This is a genomic window from Xenorhabdus sp. BG5 (genome assembly GCF_015163665.1).
Taxonomy (GTDB): domain Bacteria; phylum Pseudomonadota; class Gammaproteobacteria; order Enterobacterales; family Enterobacteriaceae; genus Xenorhabdus.
The window spans coordinates 1-1,306 of the sequence record NZ_JADEUG010000078.1 but is presented as its reverse complement, the minus strand read 5'-3'; the positions used below and the strand labels follow the sequence as shown (position 1 = coordinate 1,306).

1 protein-coding gene is annotated in these 1,306 nt (G+C 44.1%); it reads left to right on the top strand.

What is annotated here, in order from left to right; translation table 11 throughout:
- Positions 1 to 53 precede the first annotated feature (53 nt).
- A protein-coding gene (locus IQ209_RS17865) for an IS3 family transposase (protein ID WP_193852524.1) occupies positions 54 to 1,303 on the top strand; the annotation gives its coding sequence in 2 pieces (ribosomal slippage) (positions 54 to 402 and positions 402 to 1,303; 1,251 coding nt in all).
- Positions 1,304 to 1,306 lie beyond the last annotated feature (3 nt).

Here is a 1,306-nt window from a genome sequence, read left to right as displayed (position 1 = left end):
TGTCCCATCCTAAATAAGGTTGACACTTTTCTTCATCTTTTGAGGAGAGTGTTATGAAATCAGAAAGTAAACGCACTCAGCGTGACTATTCGCTGGCCTTTAAATTGGCCGTTGTTGAACAAATTGAAAAAGGCGAGATGACTTACAAACAAGCCCAACGTCGGTACGGTATTCAAGGGCGTTCAACCGTTTTAGTTTGGCTGAGGAAACATGGTCAGTTAGATTGGAGTCTGGGTTGTACCCCTTTACATCCTCAGGGAGTAGCCATGACTTCATCCTCTTCACTCACCCCCGAGCAGCGGATAAAAGAACTTGAACAGCAACTGACTGAAATGGAAAAGAAAGCTGAATTTTTTGAGGCGGTCGTTGATGTGTTAAAACGGGATTATGGAGTGACTGTCGTAAAAAAGCCACGAGGCAAGTCATTCAGGCGAAAAAAGTAACTGGCTTCAATGTGGCTCAATGTTGCCGTTATCTGGGTATCACACGACAAGCTTATTATCAGCAATGTCAGCGGGCAGCCGTCAAAGAAAAACAGGAACAGGATGTGCTGAGGCAAGTGCAGTCAATCCGTCTGAAGCAGCCCCGCATTGGTACGAGAAAGCTTCAGTACCTGTTGAACCAATCAAGCCCATTAAAAATAGGCAGAGACAGTCTGTTCGATTTACTCAGAACCCATCATTTGTTAGTCAACCCCAGACGGGCTTACCACAAAACGACGCAGAGCCATCATCGTTTTCACTGTCACCCCAATTTACTCAAAGCTGGCCCCAATAAGATAACCCCAACGGGGCCAGAACAAGTCTGGGTAGCTGATATCACGTATCTCCCTGTGAAAACAGGGGAAGCGTATTTAAGCCTGATTACGGATGCCTGGTCACGTAAAATCGTGGGGTATCATGTGCACGATAACTTAAAAACAGACTCGGTCATCAAGGCGTATACACACGCCTTAAAAAACCGAAAATTGAGCGCACAATCGCTGATCCATCATTCAGACAGGGGGTTACAATATTGTTCAAAACGCTATCAAGAGCAGCATAAATACCATAAAGTTATTTGTTCAATGACAGACGGCTACGATTGCTATCAAAATGCGTTGGCAGAGCGTGTCAATGGCATCCTGAAAACCGAATTTTTACTCTGTAAACCGTCTAACCTTGAAGAAGCGACAAAAATAGTGGGTGAATCGATAGATATTTATAATCGGTCTAGGCCACACTTAGCGCTAAAATATCAAACGCCCGATGAAGTACATCATCAGGCGTTAAGTAAAAATAGTGTCAACGTATATCAGGACTAGACA